General features: G+C 41.0%; 20 protein-coding genes. 7 read left to right on the top strand and 13 right to left on the bottom strand.

Annotation, left to right across the window (positions count from 1 at the left end; all coding sequences use genetic code 11):
* The first annotated feature begins 56 nt into the window (after positions 1–56).
* From AB4484_RS11885 to mobC, 3 genes are read left to right on the top strand one after another with little or no spacing between them, the layout of a single operon-like run.
* A complete protein-coding gene (locus AB4484_RS11885; RefSeq protein WP_372078339.1) occupies positions 57–2,084 on the top strand; it encodes a type IV secretory system conjugative DNA transfer family protein in 2,028 nt (675 codons plus the stop codon).
* A gap of 11 nt (positions 2,085–2,095) precedes the next feature.
* Entirely contained in the window at positions 2,096–2,635 is a 540-nt protein-coding gene (locus AB4484_RS11890) for a hypothetical protein (RefSeq protein WP_372078301.1), read from the top strand.
* Positions 2,632–3,363, top strand: a complete 732-nt coding sequence (gene mobC / locus AB4484_RS11895) for a MobC family replication-relaxation protein (RefSeq protein WP_372078303.1) — start codon at positions 2,632–2,634, stop codon at positions 3,361–3,363. Before AB4484_RS11890 ends, mobC begins: the two co-directional genes overlap by 4 nt.
* Positions 3,364–3,370: 7 nt before the next feature.
* Here the strand turns inward: mobC and AB4484_RS11900 are convergent, their stop codons facing one another.
* Positions 3,371–3,595: a hypothetical protein gene (locus tag AB4484_RS11900; protein ID WP_372078305.1), complete on the bottom strand. Its 225-nt coding sequence runs from the start codon at positions 3,593–3,595 to the stop codon at positions 3,371–3,373.
* 104 nt (positions 3,596–3,699) lie between these two features.
* Between AB4484_RS11900 and topB the strand changes: the two genes are divergently transcribed.
* Both topB and AB4484_RS11910 read left to right on the top strand, forming a co-directional pair.
* Positions 3,700–5,919, top strand: coding sequence for a DNA topoisomerase III (gene topB, locus AB4484_RS11905; protein ID WP_372078307.1), 2,220 nt, complete (start codon positions 3,700–3,702; stop codon positions 5,917–5,919).
* A 98-nt stretch (positions 5,920–6,017) separates the two neighbouring features.
* The gene (locus AB4484_RS11910; protein WP_372078340.1) at positions 6,018–6,455 is read left to right on the top strand and encodes an HU family DNA-binding protein; all 438 of its coding nucleotides are present in this window, start codon (positions 6,018–6,020) and stop codon (positions 6,453–6,455) included.
* 211 nt (positions 6,456–6,666) lie between these two features.
* On the opposite strand, the gene AB4484_RS11915 is transcribed toward AB4484_RS11910, so the two are convergent.
* The 10 genes from AB4484_RS11915 to AB4484_RS11960 all read right to left on the bottom strand — a co-directional run bounded on the left by AB4484_RS11915 (position 6,667) and on the right by AB4484_RS11960 (position 16,985).
* A complete protein-coding gene (locus AB4484_RS11915) occupies positions 6,667–9,594 on the bottom strand; it encodes a type III restriction-modification system endonuclease (RefSeq protein ID WP_372078310.1) in 2,928 nt (975 codons plus the stop codon).
* 1 nt (position 9,595) lies between these two features.
* Entirely contained in the window at positions 9,596–11,566 is a 1,971-nt protein-coding gene (locus tag AB4484_RS11920) for a site-specific DNA-methyltransferase (protein WP_372078313.1), read from the bottom strand.
* A gap of 26 nt (positions 11,567–11,592) precedes the next feature.
* The gene (locus AB4484_RS11925; protein WP_372078316.1) at positions 11,593–11,877 is read right to left on the bottom strand and encodes a hypothetical protein; all 285 of its coding nucleotides are present in this window, start codon (positions 11,875–11,877) and stop codon (positions 11,593–11,595) included.
* 449 nt (positions 11,878–12,326) lie between these two features.
* Entirely contained in the window at positions 12,327–12,551 is a 225-nt protein-coding gene (locus tag AB4484_RS11930) for a hypothetical protein (RefSeq protein ID WP_372078318.1), read from the bottom strand.
* Positions 12,548–13,477 carry a plasmid segregation protein ParM domain-containing protein gene (gene parM / locus AB4484_RS11935; protein ID WP_372078321.1) on the bottom strand — a complete coding sequence of 310 codons (930 nt, stop codon included), beginning with the start codon at positions 13,475–13,477 and terminating at the stop codon, positions 12,548–12,550. Before parM ends, AB4484_RS11930 begins: the two co-directional genes overlap by 4 nt.
* 274 nt (positions 13,478–13,751) lie before the next feature.
* A complete protein-coding gene (locus AB4484_RS11940; protein ID WP_372078323.1) occupies positions 13,752–14,663 on the bottom strand; it encodes an ArdC family protein in 912 nt (303 codons plus the stop codon).
* A 169-nt stretch (positions 14,664–14,832) separates the two neighbouring features.
* Positions 14,833–15,402: a hypothetical protein gene (locus tag AB4484_RS11945; protein WP_372078325.1), complete on the bottom strand. Its 570-nt coding sequence runs from the start codon at positions 15,400–15,402 to the stop codon at positions 14,833–14,835.
* A 404-nt stretch (positions 15,403–15,806) separates the two neighbouring features.
* Positions 15,807–16,196, bottom strand: a complete 390-nt coding sequence (locus tag AB4484_RS11950; RefSeq protein ID WP_372078327.1) for a hypothetical protein — start codon at positions 16,194–16,196, stop codon at positions 15,807–15,809.
* A gap of 125 nt (positions 16,197–16,321) precedes the next feature.
* Entirely contained in the window at positions 16,322–16,531 is a 210-nt protein-coding gene (locus tag AB4484_RS11955) for a hypothetical protein (protein ID WP_372078329.1), read from the bottom strand.
* An 88-nt stretch (positions 16,532–16,619) separates the two neighbouring features.
* Positions 16,620–16,985, bottom strand: a complete 366-nt coding sequence (locus AB4484_RS11960) for a hypothetical protein (RefSeq protein ID WP_372078331.1) — start codon at positions 16,983–16,985, stop codon at positions 16,620–16,622.
* A 551-nt stretch (positions 16,986–17,536) separates the two neighbouring features.
* On the opposite strand from AB4484_RS11960, the gene AB4484_RS11965 reads away from it, so the two are divergent.
* Together AB4484_RS11965 and AB4484_RS11970 are read left to right on the top strand one after the other, a co-directional pair.
* The gene (locus AB4484_RS11965) at positions 17,537–17,920 is read left to right on the top strand and encodes a hypothetical protein (RefSeq protein WP_372078333.1); all 384 of its coding nucleotides are present in this window, start codon (positions 17,537–17,539) and stop codon (positions 17,918–17,920) included.
* A gap of 40 nt (positions 17,921–17,960) precedes the next feature.
* Positions 17,961–18,908 (top strand): Rpn family recombination-promoting nuclease/putative transposase, encoded by a 948-nt coding sequence (locus AB4484_RS11970; protein WP_372078335.1) that lies wholly within the window; start codon positions 17,961–17,963, stop codon positions 18,906–18,908.
* 276 nt (positions 18,909–19,184) lie between these two features.
* On the opposite strand, the gene AB4484_RS11975 is transcribed toward AB4484_RS11970, so the two are convergent.
* A complete protein-coding gene (locus tag AB4484_RS11975; RefSeq protein WP_372078337.1) occupies positions 19,185–19,343 on the bottom strand; it encodes a Hok/Gef family protein in 159 nt (52 codons plus the stop codon).
* Positions 19,344–19,530: 187 nt separating this feature from the next.
* Positions 19,531–19,764, bottom strand: coding sequence for a DinI-like family protein (locus AB4484_RS11980; protein WP_268665453.1), 234 nt, complete (start codon positions 19,762–19,764; stop codon positions 19,531–19,533).
* Positions 19,765–19,974 lie beyond the last annotated feature (210 nt).

Raw genomic sequence — 19,974 nt, forward strand, 5'->3', positions numbered from 1 at the left:
ATCGGTTTTACATATCGGTTCTGCATATCGGTTTCACCAACAAACAGAGAAATAATATGTTAGATAGACTTGCCTATCATTTTTACGTTTTAGCGCTAGAGGTGCTCTCTACGCTGTATCTTTTCACTTACTCCTGGGCGGGAGTAATGAGCTTCTTTTCAGGGCTCATTCTCCCAACGCTACATTTTGATAAGCCCGAAAAAGAAGAAGATGACTCCCGACTTCGACGGGGGTTATTGGTGTTCAGTTTCATCCTTTTTATTTTTGGAACCCTTTCCGAAATCACTGTGCCTTGGCTGTTAAATACAGTACAAAGCATGGCAAGAATGACACCGCAATCTTTGTCATTTAAATCTTGGCATTGGGTTGTGTACGCCACTTTCTTTGCTGGTCTTGTTGCTCATATTGCACTTCGAAGAAAGCTCACACCAATACTCAATCAGCTCAAATTACACTTCACTAAAAAATCAAAAGCAGTGCGTGAAGAGCGTACCGACGTGCGCCGAGTCAAAGACTTATTACCGAGCACAGTAAAGTACAATCCTGAAGACTACATCAACTTAGATGAAGGCGTTTTTGTCGGTTTGGATGTCAACAAAAAAGCACAATACCTGCCTTTAGAAGACATCCAAAAACAACACATGGACATTCTTGGAACGACAGGGGCGGGTAAAGGTGTGGCTTCCAGTTTGATCTTGTATCAACTGATACAAGCAGGAGAAGGGGTCTTTGTTCTCGATCCAAAAAACGACGAATGGGCGCCTCATTTGTTACGCAAAGCGTGTGAAGATGCGGGCAAACCTTTCCACCTGATTAACCTCAATGAGCCGCAAGCGCAACTGGACTTGCTCGCCAATGCAACACCCGAACAAATTGAAGAGTTGTTGGTCGCTGGATTTGGTTTTGCAGAAAAAGGAGACGTCGCTGACTTCTACCGAATCGACGACCGAAAGGCCGCAAGAAAATCCCCTCAAAAAGCCACAGAAGAGGAAAGAAAAACCTTCAAAGGACTCTTCGAATCCGAACACGTACAGGGGTTGAAAGACACGGTAAAAGCGTTCTTTGGGAAAATGGAAGAGCTCTCAGAAGTGGCCTCCATCAACGCACCTGAAGGTCTCAACATGCAATCCATTTTTGATGAAGGTGGGTGTTGCTATGTGATCGGCTCTCTGCGTAATGCGAAGATCATCATGGCGCAAAAAATGATTTTGATCCGCTTGTTTCAACTCGCTGAAATGCGTGATCGCGTACAAGGCGCACCGAAACCCATTGCGATTTTCTTGGATGAATTGAAGTACCACATTTCCAAAGCGGCGATGGAAGGGTTGGGCGCCGCGCGAGACAAAGGCATTCACATGTTACTCGCTCACCAGTCGGTTGCCGACTTGCGAGATTGCCCCGCAGACCTTAACGGTGACGCTGTGGTGGGCGCCGTGGTTGAGAATACAAAGTTGAAACTGGTGTACAAAATACAAGACCCCGAAACGGCGGAATGGGTGGCAAAAATGTCCGGCACCATTTTGGTGGACGACGAAACACGAAGCATCGAAACGGACGCCGCCCTTGCCGAAGTGGTGGAGACAAGACGCACTGTCAAACTCGCTGAACGACACTTTGTTGATACCAACATGCTGCTCAATCTTCCGCCTTTTGTGAGTTACATATTCACCACAACAGACACCCCGAAGCCTTCATTAATATCACCCATCAAGGTGGATAAAAAGACATTGGAAAACTTTGAAGTAGCTCGCCAACGACAGAAGGCCGAAGAAAAGAAAAAACAAAAAACACCAGAAACTCAACCTCAAAAAACCACCGACACCTCCCTTTCAGAAAATCAAGAGGAGCCTCACGAGCCAGAAGCAAAAATTGAAAATCAGGAGATCGTGGCACCACAAGACAGCACCAGTAACGATGAAGAAGAGGTAGGTTTTGAGGTTTCGGGGAATGAAGAAGAGCCCAAAGCAACACCACAAGAAGCCACAGTGAACACCAATGACAACACCCCAAAAAACACAAAAACGCTATCAAACAGTGCCTCTGACGCTGACCAAGAAGACAGACTCAGCACACTAAAATTTTAAAGGAAATACACATGCACGAATTACAATTCAAATCCCTTATTCGTTTATGGGACAAATCAATTGAACAATCATCAACACACAAATCGTTGGCTTATGATGGACAATTTGCCATTAAATCGCTGTTCTCTATTGAAGCATTTTCTACCAACCCCAAAGTCGCCAATCCACTGTATTGCCGAGAGGCTCTTGGGATATTTTTAGACGACATTCGTCAAGTTCGCTCCCACATCACATCAACCCACAAACAACAAAAAGCCTCATGGGGTGATATCACGCTCGTGCCTTTTAAAGCAGAGAAGCATCGCCTTGCCATGACAATTAATGATCGTCATCTCTGCCGCAGTACAGGGTTGTTATTGAAAACTTTTGACACAGCCAATAACTATCTTTTGGATTTGCATCGAGCACAACACAATGAAGAGCTGTCAGATGCCGAGTTTTTAGAAAGCAGAAATGCGCTACTCAAAACGATGTCGGATTTACTTCATAAGGTGGCGACCAAAAGCCGCATCTTTCATGTGGAACGAAAAAAACTAGAGACAAATTCATGAACCACCTTCCTCACGTAAATGAAGCTAGGGTAAGAGCGAGAGAAAAAGAAATGATTGTTCTGCGCTTTCTTCATCAAGAAATATATACAGACTTTGAAAACATAAGAATGTTATTGCGCCTAACAAAAGGAACAATATCAAAGCTACTTAAAAGAATGGTCGGTAATAAATTGCTTGAAAAGCACACTCTTACTCTTGATACCGGTGACGTGTCGCTTTGGGGGATCACAGATGAGGGCATTCATGCTGTAGGGGATAATGATCACGCTCCATTACATTGCTTTCACCCTAGCCGCATAAGCTTAGTGACCCTCAATCACACTCTGATGAATCAGCGGGTTTATATTGCGCTCAAGCATCTCAAATGGACAGAATGGATTAACGCCGACCGCAAAGTGTTTAAACAGAAATTTCCAGTGCCACATCGTCCTGATGCAATTGTTCGCACTCCCAAAGGGACTATCACAGCGATTGAAACTGAACTCACGCTCAAAACACCACTTCGTTATCGAGCGATCATGAAAAGCCACATTCAAGCCAAAGAGAAAGGCTTTTGGAAGCACGTAATTTATGTGGTGCGGGATGCAGAATACAAAAAAATGCTCAAACGACGGTTCGACCACATCCAATACATTCAATTTGATGAGTCGCGTCACCCATTTGAAAAGTATCGCAAAATGGTGTCGATTTTCACTTTAGACGAAGTCAGCAAACTGACTCAGAACTGATCCTCCATCAAGAATAGATAGGAGGATGCTCTTCTATCTCAACGTAAATATCGGATAAGCGCTCTTGCTTTTTCTTGCCCCCTTTCTTTCTTCGCGTTGCTTCAATAGGCGAGGAGAGTTCGTGCGTAATAGCCACCTCATGCTCATGCGCCATCTCAAGAAAATGAGCGCTGCTCATCGCTTGTTTTCGCAAGCGATTAATCTCATCCAACCGTGCTTTCAATGAATCCATAACCACCTCTTCATATCGCCACTTTCTTTAAATATAGGTGGCTTTAGTGGCCGTGGCAAAGTTCGGCTGAACATCCAAGACTCTCAATCATTAGGACACAAATCATGCGCGTCTTCATCGCAGAAAAACCCTCACTCGCTACCGCTATCTTTAAAGGCTTAGGCGGCAACCCAACCACTGATAAAAAAGCCGGCTACTACGAAAAAGGGAGTGACATTGTCACTTGGTGTTTCGGGCACTTGCTGTCTCTTAAAGACCCAGAAGACTATGACGTCACTCTCAAGCGCTGGACGCTGGATAGCCTACCGATTCAAACCCGATTTCCTCCTCAATACAAACCTCGTCCAGACTCAAAAAAACAACTCGATACGGTGATTGGTTTCATCAAGAAAGCCGACAGAATCGTTCATGCGGGCGACCCCGACCCAGAAGGGTGCTTGTTGATTGATGAAATTCTCGACCATGTGGGGAATACAAAGCCCGTAGAGCGCCTATTAATCGCAGACTTGAATGATAAGCCTGTAAAAAAAGCGTTAGCCAACATGCAGCCTAACGCCAATTTTCGCCCTCAAACCAACAAGGCATTGGCACGTTCAATTGCTGACCAATCCTTTGGTTATAACCTCACTCGCTCTTATACCTTAAAGGCAAGAGAGAAAGGCTTTGAAAGCGTGTTAAACATAGGCCGCGTGATCAGCTCTCTCATTGGCATGGTGAACCAACGAACTCTCGCCAACCAAAACCATACCCTAAGCCAGTATTATGAGCTGTGGGGGACGTTTGGTGTTGAAGGCCACAAAATCAAAGGTAAGCTTCAACCTGATGACAACCTTGAGTCGGATGAGAAAGGACGGCTCACCGATAAACAACAACTCGAAGTCATCAAAGAAGCCGAATTAGGCGAGAAGGGCACGATTCAAAACGTCGAAACCAAAGAAGAAAAACGCCAGCCGCCCATGCCGTTTAACTTGTCCAAGCTCCAAATCACAGCCTCAAAAAAATGGGGCTACAAACCGAAAGAAACGCTCGATATCGTTCAAAAGCTGTATGAAACCCACAAGCTATTAACGTACCCACGAAGTGACAATCAATACTTGTCGGATTCACACCTTGAAAATGCGTCAGATATTCTCAACGCCATCAAGAAAACCATGCCGAGCCTTGCGAGCGATATTGAGCAAACTCAACCCACCTCGACGCACAAGGCTTTTAATGCCTCAAAAATTGAAGCGCATCACGCCATTATACCGACAGAAAAAAGTGGGGAAGGCGTCACTCTGACCGATAAAGAGAAGAACATTTACGAACTGGTGTCAAAGCACTTCATTGGTCTGTTTTTCCCTGAATCGGTACGAGAGAAAACCACCGTACACGTCAGTTGTTGCTTAGGTCGCCTTTACCGCGCAACACAGACCTCTGTCCTCTCTCAAGGGTGGGAACGCTTGTTTAAGGGCGAAGAGAGTACAGACGCTAAGAACGAGAGCGTCGGGGATTTGAGCGCACTAACTCAAGGGCAACAAGGGGCGTGTGAGCATACCGAGCTGTTGACTAAAGAGACTCAACCGCCCAAATATTTTGATGATGCCGGCTTGCTTAAAGCCATGACCGAAGCGGCTAAATTTGTGCAAGATCCGGTGTTGCGAAAGCAGCTTGAGGCCAAAGACAAAAACACCAAAGGTGAAAATGGCTCCATTGGCACCGAAGCCACTCGAAGTGGTCACATCGAAAAGCTGGGCAGCCTCAAACACCTTATCCGTGTAGGTAAAGAAAAGAGTTACAAGAACCCCGTGTACAAAACCACCGAAGCTGGACAAGAGTTTTGTGCTTTACTGCCCCCAGAAATCATCATGCCGGACATTTCCGCGATTTGGGAAGGGGATTTGGACAAAATCGGGAAAGGCCAGCACAGCGTCGCTGAGTTCGTTAAAACCGTGGATGCGTACATTCAAGACCGCGTGAAGCAGGTAAAAGCAGAAGGGGTTCCGATCACAATCAAAGACGGCGTCACCTGCCCAAGCTGCAAAAGTGGGCTTTTACTGAAAAGAAAGGGGAAAAATGGCGTATTTCATGCCTGTAATCGTTATCCTGATTGCAAAACCACATTCCCTGATGATAATGGGAAACCAAACTTAACCCCGAAACCTAAAGTCGATCAACCGAAAGCCAGTGACAGCGAGTGTTGCCCAGAATGCAACAAAGGACTCATTCGTCGAGCCGGCAAACGAGAAGGGTCATTTTGGTGGGGGTGCAGTGGATTCCCGACGTGTAAAGTGAGATTCTTTGATAAAGATGGGAAGCCAGACCGAGACAAAGGCTCACTGTAGGGGTAGTTTCATCATTTTAAAGAGGCCTTGATATGGCAGTCTACAACTTACGTTATTTCGACAAAGACAATGAGTTAATCAAGGCCGAAACCGTGTACATGCGTTCATTGGCCGCCGCCAAAACCAGCGCGACAACACACGCAACCCCGTTTACTTACAAAATAGTGATTGGGGACATTGTTGATACCCCACTCACCTTTCGTTATGCGATAGGTGAGTGGGACGAAGAATTACATTACCAACGGAAAAAAGGGCAAGACATGAACAAAAAAGACCTTGTAAATCACATCGCAGAGCAAGCAGACGTTAACAAAGAGCAAGCAACCGCTGCGCTCAATGCGATCGTAGAAGGCATCACAAGCACGCTTGCTGATGGGGACGACGTGACTTTGGTTGGGTTTGGCACCTTCAAGATCACGCACCGCGCAGCGCGTGAAGGCCGTAATCCTAAAACCGGTGAAGTGATTCAGATTGCTGCATCGAAGAGCCCAACGTTTAAAGCAGGGAAAGAGCTGAAAGCTCAGGTGAATCCTTAAGCTTTTGTTTTGCTCCACAGCCATAGTCAACATGACTGTGGGGCATAACGCCGGAAAACATTAAGTTACCGAGCAAAGCCTAGGCTGACTGATTTTTGGACAGAAATCAGCTAGATTAATTACTCTAACAATGAGGTGAGCATATAAAACTTTTGAATGGATATTCAGTCACTGTGAATAGGGAGGATTCCCCTCCCTTAAATTACAAACACTAAGCAGCAATAGATTTCTTAATTAGATCATAAATCACATCATCAGCATATTGTGTTTTAAAATCAACTTTCACGTCTTTACTTATTTGGTTGAACAGCTCTTTGGCGTGCTCAATCTTACGCTCTTCTTCTTTTCTTAAACTGTCCTTACCCTCAACATTCTTTGTTTCAATGATAAAGTTTAAGTATTCACCTTTGCTGGTTTTCACAACATAAGCAAAGTCGGGTGAGTATGTATAACCACCAGATACTGGAATCTTGATTGAATTCTTCGGTATCTTGGTGAAAACCGTAACGGATAATAAATCACCATTGATCTCGCCCTGAGTGATGTTCATTTTCTCTAAATCAGAGTCATAGAACACATCTTCAAATAAGTAGCTATCCAGTGGATTGAGAGATTCATCAGACTTAACACCGAGATCGCTAGCTGCAACGTCTGTTAATGGCTGACCAGCTTCGTTTGTAAATTTAGTCAGATGTACGCTGTTAGATATGATGTTGTAGCCTAAACCAAACTTACTAAACGAGTTATGGAGCAAGAACTTACTGAATCCAGACTTTATCTTACGAATAGTCTGAATATTCATATACTCAGTAATGTCTATTGTCTCACGAGCTTCACAGAAGACTTGGTGAAGCGTCGATAGCTTGATGAACATTTCTTGCGATAGCTTAGAAAGAAACTCTGAATAGGTCATAGTGCTGAACTTTGAAAAATCGTCAGCATTTCCAACGATGCTTTTCGACATAGCAATATCATTGTGAATGTAGATTTTTTCAATTCGGGTTTGGACACCTGTTTTCTTGAATTTACTCGCCGAAGCGAGTAAATAGCTCGTAAACAGCGATTTAAACTCATTTTCATCAGCAATTTGGTATTCTAATACAGCTTTCTGATTGATTAATTCCCATAGCTCTTTTAGTTCGTCAAACTTACCTACACGCATCTTTGTGTGCTTTTGACCACCATTAGCATTCTTAATTTTGCCTTTCTTAACTCCAGAAGGGAATGCTTGCGGGTATTCCATTTTCAATTTTGAATATGCATCAGAACCAATGAAGTTGTCGTTTTCATCGATAATATCTTTTTCGATAAGAGCTTTCATCAAACCAAAAGTGGTTAAGTTAGGGTAGTGAGAAAAAATCTTGTTTTTGATATCCTGAGTAAGTTTACTTGGTACTGTTTCTTTGAAAGAAGATGTGTTTACTTCTTGAATAAGATCGTTAACAAAGTCTTTCTCTGTAAAATCAACATAGTAGTTAAGCGTGAAAGGACCTCGCTTATCACGACACATAAATTCGTTTACAGGTAAACGTAAACCACGACCAACTTCTTGTAGTTTTGATGTAACGCTTCCGCTTGAACGAAGTTTACAAATCTGGAATACATTAGGGTTATCCCAACCCTCACGCAAAGTCCATTTTGAGAAAATGAATCGTCTTGGGTTATCAAGTGAAAGCAATTTTTCTTTGTCGTGCAATATTTCGTTAATTTCTTGCTCGATTTTGTCGTCTTTGTCACTGTTGTCTTTTGAGAAGTAACCACCATGAACCACAGATACATCTGCGATAGTTTGTTCTAAATAAGCTTTATAAAACGTATCTTTCTCTGTTTTAAGCAGTTCCTTTGCTTCTGAAACAACCCATTCTTCAAACTTTGTTTTTAAGCTACCAGAAATATCATTTCCATCACGATATCCCTCAATGTCATCGATAAAGAACAACGTTAAAGGTTTGATTCGTGGAGAAAGAGTCAAGTAGTGCTTTTCTAACTTGAAGTGTTCTTTGATTGCTTTGCGCATCATATTGTCTTCAAGCGTCTGTGCGTATGAGTAAGGGTTAATAGAGCCACCAACCTTTAACTCAATACCATTACTCAAAGCAACTGTAGTTTTGTTTAACGCATCAATTACAAGATCATGGATTGCTGAATGTGTTTTTGAAAGAGACTCACCCTTTGCAAGCTTAAACACGCTTTTAGCACCATTCTCATTAAGCTCAAATGTAGCTTCTTTTCCATCAGATTTGATGAATTTAAGATTAGCGTTGTCATCGCCAACTACATCTTCAATGTACGCATCAATGCCCTTTACCAAATCGTCATTAAATGCATCAACGGCAGTTAAGCGGTAAACTAAGTTTTTGTATTCGTTATTGAATGTAGCACCATAACGAATGATGTATTGAGCATTAAATTTTTCAATGTTTTCCCAAGTTTTACGAGCCGTAGGGAACTTGTGAGGTTCATCGATAATGATAAATGGTTTTACAGCACTAATCGCAGCAAATGGTGTATCAAACTGATTGTCTAACAAACCAACATCGTAAGTCTCAGTTAATGATTTAGAGTTAATCATGCCTGAGTTAATAATCAGAACGTGAATGTAGTTTTTGTTGAAGTTGCTTGCTTCAACAAAGTCATGGATAGCTTGGGGCATGTAAGTTTTGGTGTTTTTACCAGAACTTTTTTGACTTTCTACGACATACGTCTTGATCTCTCTTTCATAGTCATCTCGGAAATGTTCTTTCAAAGCGTCACTTTTCAAGAAATTTACAGTACCAGCTTTGATCGAAAGGGTAGGGACGACCACGATAAACTTATTAACGCCAAATGATTTGTTCAGGTCGAACATTGTTTTGGTATACGTGTATGTTTTACCTGTACCAGTTTCCATCGAAATATCAATGATATTGCTCTTGGCATTGTAATGCTCAGGTGTATGCTCTATGCGGTTATACTCCTGAACCATTTTAATGTTTGAGTAGTATTGAGCATTAACAAGATCTAATTCAGGGTTAGCTAAGATACGTATGGTAGCATCAGAAGACTGCTTAGGTTCAGCACCTAAAAATACAGTCATTACAGCGTCAACACCTGTTTGTTGGTGAGGCAAGTTTTTTTCGAATGTAAAACCTTTTGACATATCAGTTTCTCACCACCAAATCTAATTCCAGAGATTTTTTATTAGCGTAACCTTTCAAAGCTTCGTTGAGTTCCATCTGTTTAGCACTATCGAAATTGTTTCCATAGAACACGACTTTATTTGGTTCAAAATCTTTGTTGTTGTCGAGTTCGAGTAGCAAAGCTTTGATTGTTTCACTATTAAAGTTAGGTGCGATCAGATACAGACGCTTATCACATAAATGTGCTGTATATCCGTTTAAATCTACATCTTGGATAGGTGTAGTTAATAAGCTACCGTCATACGCACACCATGTAGTTAGTAGGGTTTGGTATTGCTCATCAGAAAGAACTGCATCATCAAAGAATGAGTGATTTTCAAGAGTTAATTCACCCTCACCTTTTACTCTAAAATCTTCAACTGTTTCAAAAATTTTGAAGCCAAGATCACCGTCATAGTCTGGATGATCTTGTTTAATCTTTTCAGAAGCCTTTTGTAGGCGCTCTTTTGTGATCTCAAAGATTGATTCATAACCAGCTTTGTAGGCTTCGGTTTTTGGTTTCGTAGGCTCGGGTAATTGGATACATATAAAATGACGATTTTTATTGTCATTTAAGTTCATGTTGAAAATAGAGTGACCAGTTGAACCAGAACCAGCAAAAAAATCGAGCACTAAATCTTCATTCTTTACATCTATGGCTCTTAGAATGTCACCCAATAGAGCTATATCTTTGGGGTTAGTAAATATGTCTTTTTTTCCAAACAACCCTTTTAGTTGATTCGAAGCTACACGACCATCTTTAAATTTAATACTGGTTAAACTTTGATACTTCGTATCTTTTAGATATGTTTTATTATTTGGAACAACGGAGTGATCTTTACCAAAATGGATTCGATTTTCCTTGATTTTCTGTTTCATTGTTTCTTCAATGAAACGCCAACCGCCTGTAGGCTTTTTACAAGGCTGATTAGTAATTGGATGCAAAATGTCATAGTAGTATCCATTCGCAGGCTTTGAAATATTATCAGGGAAGTAGACACCTCTTTCATCCATCCAGCTATAATGTTTACTATTAGTAATAGGGTTAGCTTCAGGAAATTCTTTATACCATCTCAATGCCTCTTTATGGATAGCATCCCAATCATTTCCGTGTTTCTTTTTAAAGCCGTCAAAGGCTTTGAATATTTCATCTAACCCTTCTTTCTTCTCATTCCATGCACCTGTATTGAATTGTTTACTTTTAACGTAAAACAACAGGTACTCGTGCTGAACAGAAATGTAAGCTTGATCATTTTTACTACTGTTTTTCCAGACGATTTCACCAGCAAAGTTGTATTCGCCAAAGATCTCATCGCATAATAGTTTGAGGTGAGAGTGTTCATTTTCGTCAATAGAAATACAAATAACACCATCATCTTTCAGTAAGTGACGTGCAACGTAAAGGCGAGGATAAATGAACGTAAGCCAAGCACTATGACTGCTTGAACCTTTTTCAGAAAAATCAAGAATACGCTGTGCTTCATCAAAATCGATACCAGCCAACTCACTCAGTTGTTGAGGTGTAAACTTGCGATCATCATTATAAACAAAACCATCAGAACCAGTGTTGTAAGGCGGGTCAATGTAGACCATCTTTACTTTTTCAGAGTAGGCATTAACCATGTGCTTCAACACTTCAAGGTTATCGCCTTTGAGCAGCAAGTTTTGACTGTCTTTATTCGCTTCAAGTTGGTTATGTTCTTTATCTTCATGAAGAAGCGTTTTAGGTGGTAGGTTGGTTAGTAGTCGAGCATAAGATTTACCTAACCAATTAAGGGAATATGACTCTTTTGAAAGCTCAATCTCAGACGACTTCACAACTTCAAGCATTTTTTCTTGAATGAAGTTACCATCGCCATCAAAGCAATTCGGAAAGTGTTTTTTCAGAATAGCGATCTGCTTACTGTTTGTTGTTTCCACATTTTCGAATACTGTTTCTTTTGTAATGTTCATTTTTGTTCCAAACTCAATAAGCTAGATTAATTGTTATCCAATTTATTAATAATTCTGATAGATGCTTCTGTAAGACCAATGCGTTGCAGTTCTGCAATCGCACCATCTAAGCTTTTAAATACACGAGACTCATAGGGTTGTCTTGAGCTGCTTAGAACCAATGGCTCACCTTTCCACTCTTTGCCGTCAAAAATGACCGTGTACTCGCCTTTAAAGCCTACAATTTGCGCTCTATCTAGAATCCCGCTTGTTACTCGCTCTTTAGCCATAGAGCTGAGTATGCAGTTCCCACCATTTATATCCGAAATCATACACATTTCTCGATAGTTGTTTTTGTAACGATATCAAATATCGTTCAAAAACTATAGTTCTGTTGGGCGTATTTAGAAGTGAATTTTTATGCAGAATGTCGAGATTTAATATTTCACAAAAAAATCTTGGTGAAAACAACAATGGGGCATTTATCAGGTAGAGTAATCCCCCTAATAACTGTGGATCTGCTTAACGATATTGTTCAGGTATTTAATGTCCAAGACCTCTACCAGTAAAAGAATAAAGCACCCCGCCAACGGCAGGAAAAGAACTCAAAGAGAATTGTAACGCTTAGTTGCAATCAAAAAAGCCAGCTTTAAGCCAGCTTTAAAAAATATTCAAAAAATAAGATAGCCAACTATAAAGCTACATACAGCTAGTAAAATCGATTCCTATAGTCTTATTTTCATCTACCCAACGATCCATGATGCTAACCCCTTAGCTACGATCACCCTTTCACAGCTAGACTTGCAAAGCTAGAAATAGTCTCAGATCCCTCACCCTTCTCATGATTGTCAGTAAACGAACCTTCAGGGACATCAGCCAAAAAACCCTTTAAAATAAGTCTTTTAGGCTCCCCACTTCTCGACCCCAACAATTCAAGATGCTTCATTAACTCATTCTCTATCGGAACATTATCTCGAAGCTTTATTTGAACGACTTTGGTTTTCATAAACCACCACCAAGAAGTATTTGAGCACCTTTCACATTGTCCAATTGCGGATCTTTTGTTTTTAATGCCTGTATATAACTTGAATTTAACAGGTTAGCTCCGCCACCTGAAAATATTACCGCATCAAATAGCTTCAACTCTCCGAAATCTGAAATTGATTCGTTGACCATCGATTCAAAAGACTTGATGACTTGCTTTGCGAAATCGGAAACATCAACCCCAACCACAACCCCACTCAGCAACCCTTCAATGGTAAGCTCATCAGTCAACTCAGACAGTTGTAATTTAGAGCAAACTAATGTTGAAAACTCACTTAACATTTTTAATGCGCCAACATTAACGCTCTTAAAATTCTCAATCTGATCATCACCATTAATAATTAATATATCTGTTGTGGTTCCTCCAATATCTACCATCAAAAACCGCCCGCCAGTTAACCCAAGCTCTTGCTTAGCAAAAACAAAAGCTGGAACACCTTCAGGCAAGACATAGCAAGATTTAATATCGACCCCTTCAGAGCCGTCTAAGTGCTTAACTTTGGCCTTAACGTTCGAAATTTTTCTTGCGATCAACTCATCGTTTCTAGAGCCATCTACATTAAAAAACTGGCCAACAGGAAGGGTGGTCACAACTTCAACATCCCCAATCACCCCCGCCTTTTTTAAAGCATGGTTTATAAGAACACGATTATGTAAAGCGACTTGATAATCTTGATTATTAGTCGGAATCACTCCAGTCGCTGTTGAGGAAAAAGAGTATTTTTCACCATCAATTTCATAACTGGCATCAGAAAACCCCGCCATACTCATAGAAGGTAAGGCTTTACGAATAACACGACTTGGTATTATCTGAGTTTCGAGCACATCACCACTTTTAAAGCACAACTTCACATAGTTTGAACCATCATCAATCATAATTTTTTGCACAACAAGCCCCTAGCATTAATATTAAGTATTGTTTAACAATGTTAATCGTAGCACAAAACAACACTGTTAAACAATACTTAACAATAATAAAAGCAAAGAAGGCAACAAATAGCAATGACAAACAATGACAAACACCACTTAACAATGATAAATACAATTACACGGCAATCACATCAATGTTAAACACTGTTCCCGAATTGAGGAGGGATAAAAAACCCGATAACATAAGCTATCGGGCGATTTAGTAAACAAATGGATTTCGTGTTATTTGTATTTATGCGGCTTTTAATTGATTTTCGCTTTCATCTACAGCGTTTTCTTTTAAATAAGTAAACGCTTTTGATGCCTGACTTGCTGCCTTAAAAATGAAACGTTTATCACTTTTTAAAACCTCAAGCCAATTCGCAATGTAAGATTCGTGTTGAACATCGCCAACAACCCCAAAATCAGCCATTAAAAACGCCGACCCTAGTTCTGCTACGAGCTCCTCAAACGCATAATCTTTATCACCGAACTTACTTCCCTTTGTGCGATTAAGTCGAGATTTGTGTCCCGTCCAATGCGTCAGTTCGTGCATCACGGTAGCGTAAAGATTTGCGGTTGATTCAAAGCGTTCGCGCTCTGGGATAACAATCTCATCCGTCGATGGTCGAAAGAAAGCTTTTTGACCAACATAGTTGATGGTTGCTCCCGTCGCTTTAAAGAAATCCTCCACATCCTCTCTCAAATCAAGCTCACCTCTCAGAGCCGTTTTAGGCTCTGGTTTGGTGATACCCTCAACCTGATCTAAATTGAAAACAACAAACGTTTTCAACATAGGAATCGTTTCGATTGTCTCTTTACCATTCACTGTCTTCTCTTTTTCCAAAGACTTGTAAAAAGTAATATGCGTCCCCTTTTCACCTTTAATAACATTACCTCCAAGCTCTATTGCTTGCTTGAAGGTTAGCCATTGATTCGAGCCAAATTGATTCATTTGAGCACTCATCCAAAGCAACATCACATTCATTCCTGAATACGCATTACCTGTTGAAAAGTTATAAGGCAGACCGTCAGACTGAGTTACATCCCAAGGACAAGCCCAAGGTTTCACTCCAGCCTCTAGCGCTTCGATAATTTGATTAGTCACCTCTTGATGAAAATCGCGTGGTGTTTTACTTACTGTTTTCTTCGTAGATTTCGTCATGATTTTTCTCACTCTATGAGAAAAACTACCCCCATACGGGAGTAATTTCCCGTATGGTTGGACGTATCAGTAAAAAGCGACAAACGCTTTTCTCTGAACAAGTTATTTAATTAGTGCACACATTGAAACTAGGTCGAATCAAGTAGCTTCTTAGACTAGCCTTCATTAACTACCAAACGATCTCAAACCATTCACGAAACTTCATGACAAAAATATTCATAAGCTGGATACGAACTTTTAAAGCATCCCCCTGAAAATTATTGTATTCAGGATCGTGAAACAACTCCTCTAGCTCTCCCCATCCCCAAATGCTGCCATCATCAGATTTCGTGATAATGGCCTCAACAGGAAAGTTCAGCGCCGTTGAACTGGGCTTTACATTGTGTAATTTGAGTAATTGATTGATAGCACGACTCAATAGCGAGTCATAGGTGTCAGTGACAAAGCGATGGTACTTAGCGTCCCAACGCCCCCCCATCTCTCCCATTTTCAAGGACGTCTCGAAGATAATGTCACAAACTCCAGCGTCTCTATGGCAGCTATAAGGGTTACCTCTGTCATGTAGCACAGTGTTGAAATTAACCTTAAGATTTTTAAGGTAGCGTTTCGCAAGCTGCTGATCTTTTTTCGAGATCTCTTTTGTGCTGGCTTTTTTCAAGCCTACGATAGCTTGATTTTTCACCTCTTGATGAAAATCGTATGGCGCCTTGTTTGTTGCTTGTTTAGTAAATGTTGTCATGATTTTTCTCTCTAATCTGAGAAAAACTACCCCCACACGGGAGTAATTTCCCGTATGGTTGGACGTATCATTAAAAAGCACTAAATGCTTTTGGCTGAACAAGTTGTTTGGTTTACCGTAGTTTAGATGCAAGGAAATGAACCTTAAGAACTGGCTTATGACCTAATTGATAGCTATCACCAAAAATCGAACGCCCCATGAAAGGGCTCACTCTAATGTCGCAACGACAAACGGTCATGAGTCTCTCATTATGAAAGATTGTGTCTCCAGCTTTAATCGTACTGATGTCCACTTGCTCTACATACGTATTGGTTGGTATTGGCATCACTGCTCCTGAATTATGAATAGAATAATTCGCAGGCTAATGCCAAACGAATGACATTAGCGCGGAGTAGCCCGCTAGGTTAAAAAATGGACGGTTGCTCTCTCAGTTGCATTAACACACTTGAGATGGCTTTTTGTTCATCACAACAGGGTAAATGGTCTTCGATACATTTCGCGCAATTTTCACACAAACGCATCGTGAACTTATCACCCCGCTTTTTCGCATGATGAGCATATAAGCCGCATACGTATAACGTAAAAGCCAGTGTCGCATTTTTTGTTTTGATTGGTGTGTTAAACGCTTTTACTTTCTCTTCATCGCTAGAAGCAACGCAAATAGCACTACTTGTGTATCGAGAGAAAAGTAAGTCAATAGCACGAGTGAAATGGATGTAAGTTTGCGATATGGTCGCAAAGTACATCTCTTTCAATACGTGTTCTATATCGGCATTGTTAATTGATTGGTGCATAGAAGACCTCTATTAGGCAAGCCTAAATCGCTGGCTAATGCCATCGAAATGGCTTTAGCAGCGGTGGATCCGCTATTTGGTTGGTGAACCAGATTGACTGGTTATCGTGCTAGAAAGTGAATCTATTAATACAATTGAATAGAACCTGTTTTTTTGTAAGTGTCGATAAAAAGCTGTTTTAGCAACTCTAGATCTCCCTTGCACTTGTCGGATGCTTCCTTCGATACATTAACAAATTTGGGATGACCGCCACCACGGTGAAAACAAACACTAAGATTAATACTCCCATCGTGAGAGTTTAAAGTGCCAATTGAAGAAATATTTTTTACTTTCATTACAGACCTCTATTAGGTAAGCCTAATTCGCTGGCTAATGCCATCGAAATGGCGTTAGCAGCGGGGATCCGCTATTGGGTTGGTTAAATTACATGAATAGTGAAGCTAATTTATCTTGAAATAAAATCGCCAATACCGAAGCAACTAAGAACCATTGAAAACGGTCAAACTTATGCTCAATGCTATCAAATCGCTTGTTAGTATCTGACTTAAAATCATCAATTCGCTTCTCTACTGCATCAAAGCGCTTGTTAGTATCTGACTTTAAGTCATCAATTCGCTTTTCTACTGCATCAAATCGCTTATTAGTATCTGACTTTAATTCTCTGACTGACTCTTTTAGGTTATCAACCGATTCCTGCGTCGCATAGTGCTGCTCAAACTGCTTAGCATGAAGAAATACTTCGACAATTTTTTCAGTAGGAATGTTTATAGAGTCCATCTTCTTATCCATATAAATCTCCTTATTTCAGGAGAAACGCCCATAGGGACGTTTCCCTATGAGGTAAATTGGTTAGTGAACCAGAAAGCTGGTTGTCGCTATCGAAATAGCCCACTACATGCGATATGCAGTAATCATAGTATTACAAATGTTTACTTGCTAGGCAACCAAGACAGGAAATTGATCATTTTGAGGGTTAAGACGTAAGATCGAGGTGAAATAAAACCGACTCACAAATCATTAACATTTGGCTTGATTGTGTAATTAACTTACAGGCGGAATTATTGGGTATAACGAGAGGAAAGCTCTTACTTTTGCCACTTACTGACAAAGCGGTTCCCCAACACTGCAAAAGCAAGAGCTAATAGGGCTATTTAACATATGATACACAATATACACCGAAAATTAGCGCCAACAGAAAATTAGATTGATGCGCTACGCCATGCGCTCATTTGTTAATCATTAAAAATAAGCACTGTTTAAAATATGTGATGGGCTGGCTAGACGACTCAAAAATGGGGTTATAATGTTTTCCTATCATTGAATCAAAGATAAGGCATCATATGGGTAATCCAGAAAAACGAAAAAAAAGAGCTAAGTTAAAAGCAAAAGCGACAAAAGTTCAAAAAAACAAAAATACCTTCCACTCCCAGTCTGGACACGCACACTTTCACGAAGAGCCGATGGAAATTGATGATGACCTAATTTCATTTTTCAAGACGCTTCCATTGGCTGATCAAGACTATAAAGCTATTCCAGCTTTGAAGCGCTTTGTTGAACAACAAGGAGACACACCAGCTGATGGGATTTCAGACCACGTTAGGGAATTGTTTGCTTTATTTGTCCACTGGTGCGAAAACTCACCGCTGTATCCATTCAGTGTGATGACATTGGCTATGGATCTAGAGCGTGACCCCGACTTTCATGCAGCTCTCACTAGTCAATAATTAACGCCAACAAACAATCTCTATGCGGTAAGATAATGGAATGAAAAAAACAACGCCAACCCCACATGATGCGCTCTTTAAGCAGTTCCTGACTCACCCAGAAACCGCTAAGGATTTGCTGGATATTCACCTGCCTACAGAGCTGCGTGATATCTGTGATTTGACCACATTAAAACTTGAGTCAGGCAGCTTCATAGAAGAAAGCCTACGCCCTTATTACTCAGATGTACTCTACTCTCTCAATACTTCTCAGGGAGAAGGGTACATCTACGCGTTAATCGAACATCAAAGTCGCCCTGAAAAACACATGGCATTTAGGCTAATGCGCTACGCTATTGCTACCATGCAGCAACATCTTGAAGCAGGCCATGAGCACTTGCCACTGGTCATTCCAATACAGTTTTACCATGGCAAAGTCTCGCCTTATCCCTATGATATGAATTGGTTTAAAGGCTTTGCTAACCCAGACCAAGCTAAGGGAGTTTACACTCAAGACTTTCCATTGATTGATGTTACCGTCATTTCGGACGATGAAATAATGCAGCATCGCCGTATCGCTTTGCTTGAGCTGGTACAGAAACACGCGAGACATCGCGATATCATGGATTTTTTAGAGCCACTGGTTACATTACTCTTAAGCGATTACACTACAGATAAGCAAGTACAGTCATTGATGAGCTACCTACTTCAAGTAGGAGAAACGAACAATCTAGAGGGGTTAATCGCCTCACTGACCTCATCAGTACCGAAACACGAGGAGACATTTATGACGGTAGCAGAACAGTTACGCCAACAAGGTGAGCAGCGTGGACGTCAAGAAGGGCGTCAAGAAGGACGTCAAGAAGGCATTCAATTAGGTGAAGCCAAAGGACGTCAAGAAGCCCTAAAAGAGATGGCTATTAAAATGATGCTAAATGGCATGGATCCACAATCCATTGCCGACGTTACAGGCTTGACTAAAGACGAAATAGCCCAGCTTTCTCATTAGTCCGCAAAGTTAAGATATCAGTCTTGTCAGTTTGATGGGAAGGCTGATGTTCACTTCCCCCCTCCACTCTTTGTTACTTCTGTTACAACCATTAATCAGCTTAACCAAACACAGCAAGAGCCAATTGGTCGTATTTAACATATGATACATAACACGCTGTGAAAAGTAGGATGCGGGAGAATAATAAGACATCTCGGAGAAAGAAAAGATTTGGGTGCGCCTTGGCATGAATCACAACACTGAATCAGGAAGAGGCTTACGCCCCTTCCTGTCCAGCTACCTTACCATTTCGTAGACAACAAAGCGTGCTAGAAAGTCTGTGTTTCCATCTTTATACCGAACTTCGCAGAGCGAGTCTCGAACAATCAAGAGTCCACACAGAACGGTGATACAAACCACCACCAAGCCCATCAGGGCTATTTTACTCTTTGGCATTTTTTGTTGCCTCCTAGTGATAAAGAGGCTAATATTTGTAGTGTTCAAGTACATATAGGCCTCGTAAGTTTTAATTAACTTTCGGGGCTTTTGTCTATCTGCCACAAACAAAAATGTTTTAATGATTGCTCATGACAAACAGCCAAGAGCACCCGTAAGTAGTATACCACGACTCTGTAATGCTTTGTTAATCCTGTAATAGCCACTCATCCGCTTCATTAAATGCCTCTTCGACAATACGATTGGCTATTTTCTTCTCTTCCTTTTTCGCAAAAATCTCCAACTGGTTATTTGTTCCATAACGGACTCGAACCTTTACGTCTGGATATATAGCGGACAATCTTTTGAAGAGTTCGTCGTTAATTAACGTAAGTCCATTCTTTGGAACTCCTACCTTTAATATTTTCATTTCTACGCGCATTTAATAAAACCCCTAGAATTAACACTGTTTAAATATACAGTATCTTTTTTTGATGTTTAATTCAACCGCTTGGCGCAATCCCGTAGCTGGCGAAGCCAGTCGGAGGGTGAGCAAGCGGAATATCCTCAATACATAAACCTTGGCACGGCCACCGAAAAACTAATTTGAACGTGTAAAAAAGGGGATCGATCGTAAGCGTCTACGAACCGA

This window comes from Vibrio sp. 10N.261.46.A3 (assembly GCF_041472995.1).
GTDB classification, from domain to species: Bacteria; Pseudomonadota; Gammaproteobacteria; order Enterobacterales; family Vibrionaceae; genus Vibrio; species Vibrio coralliirubri.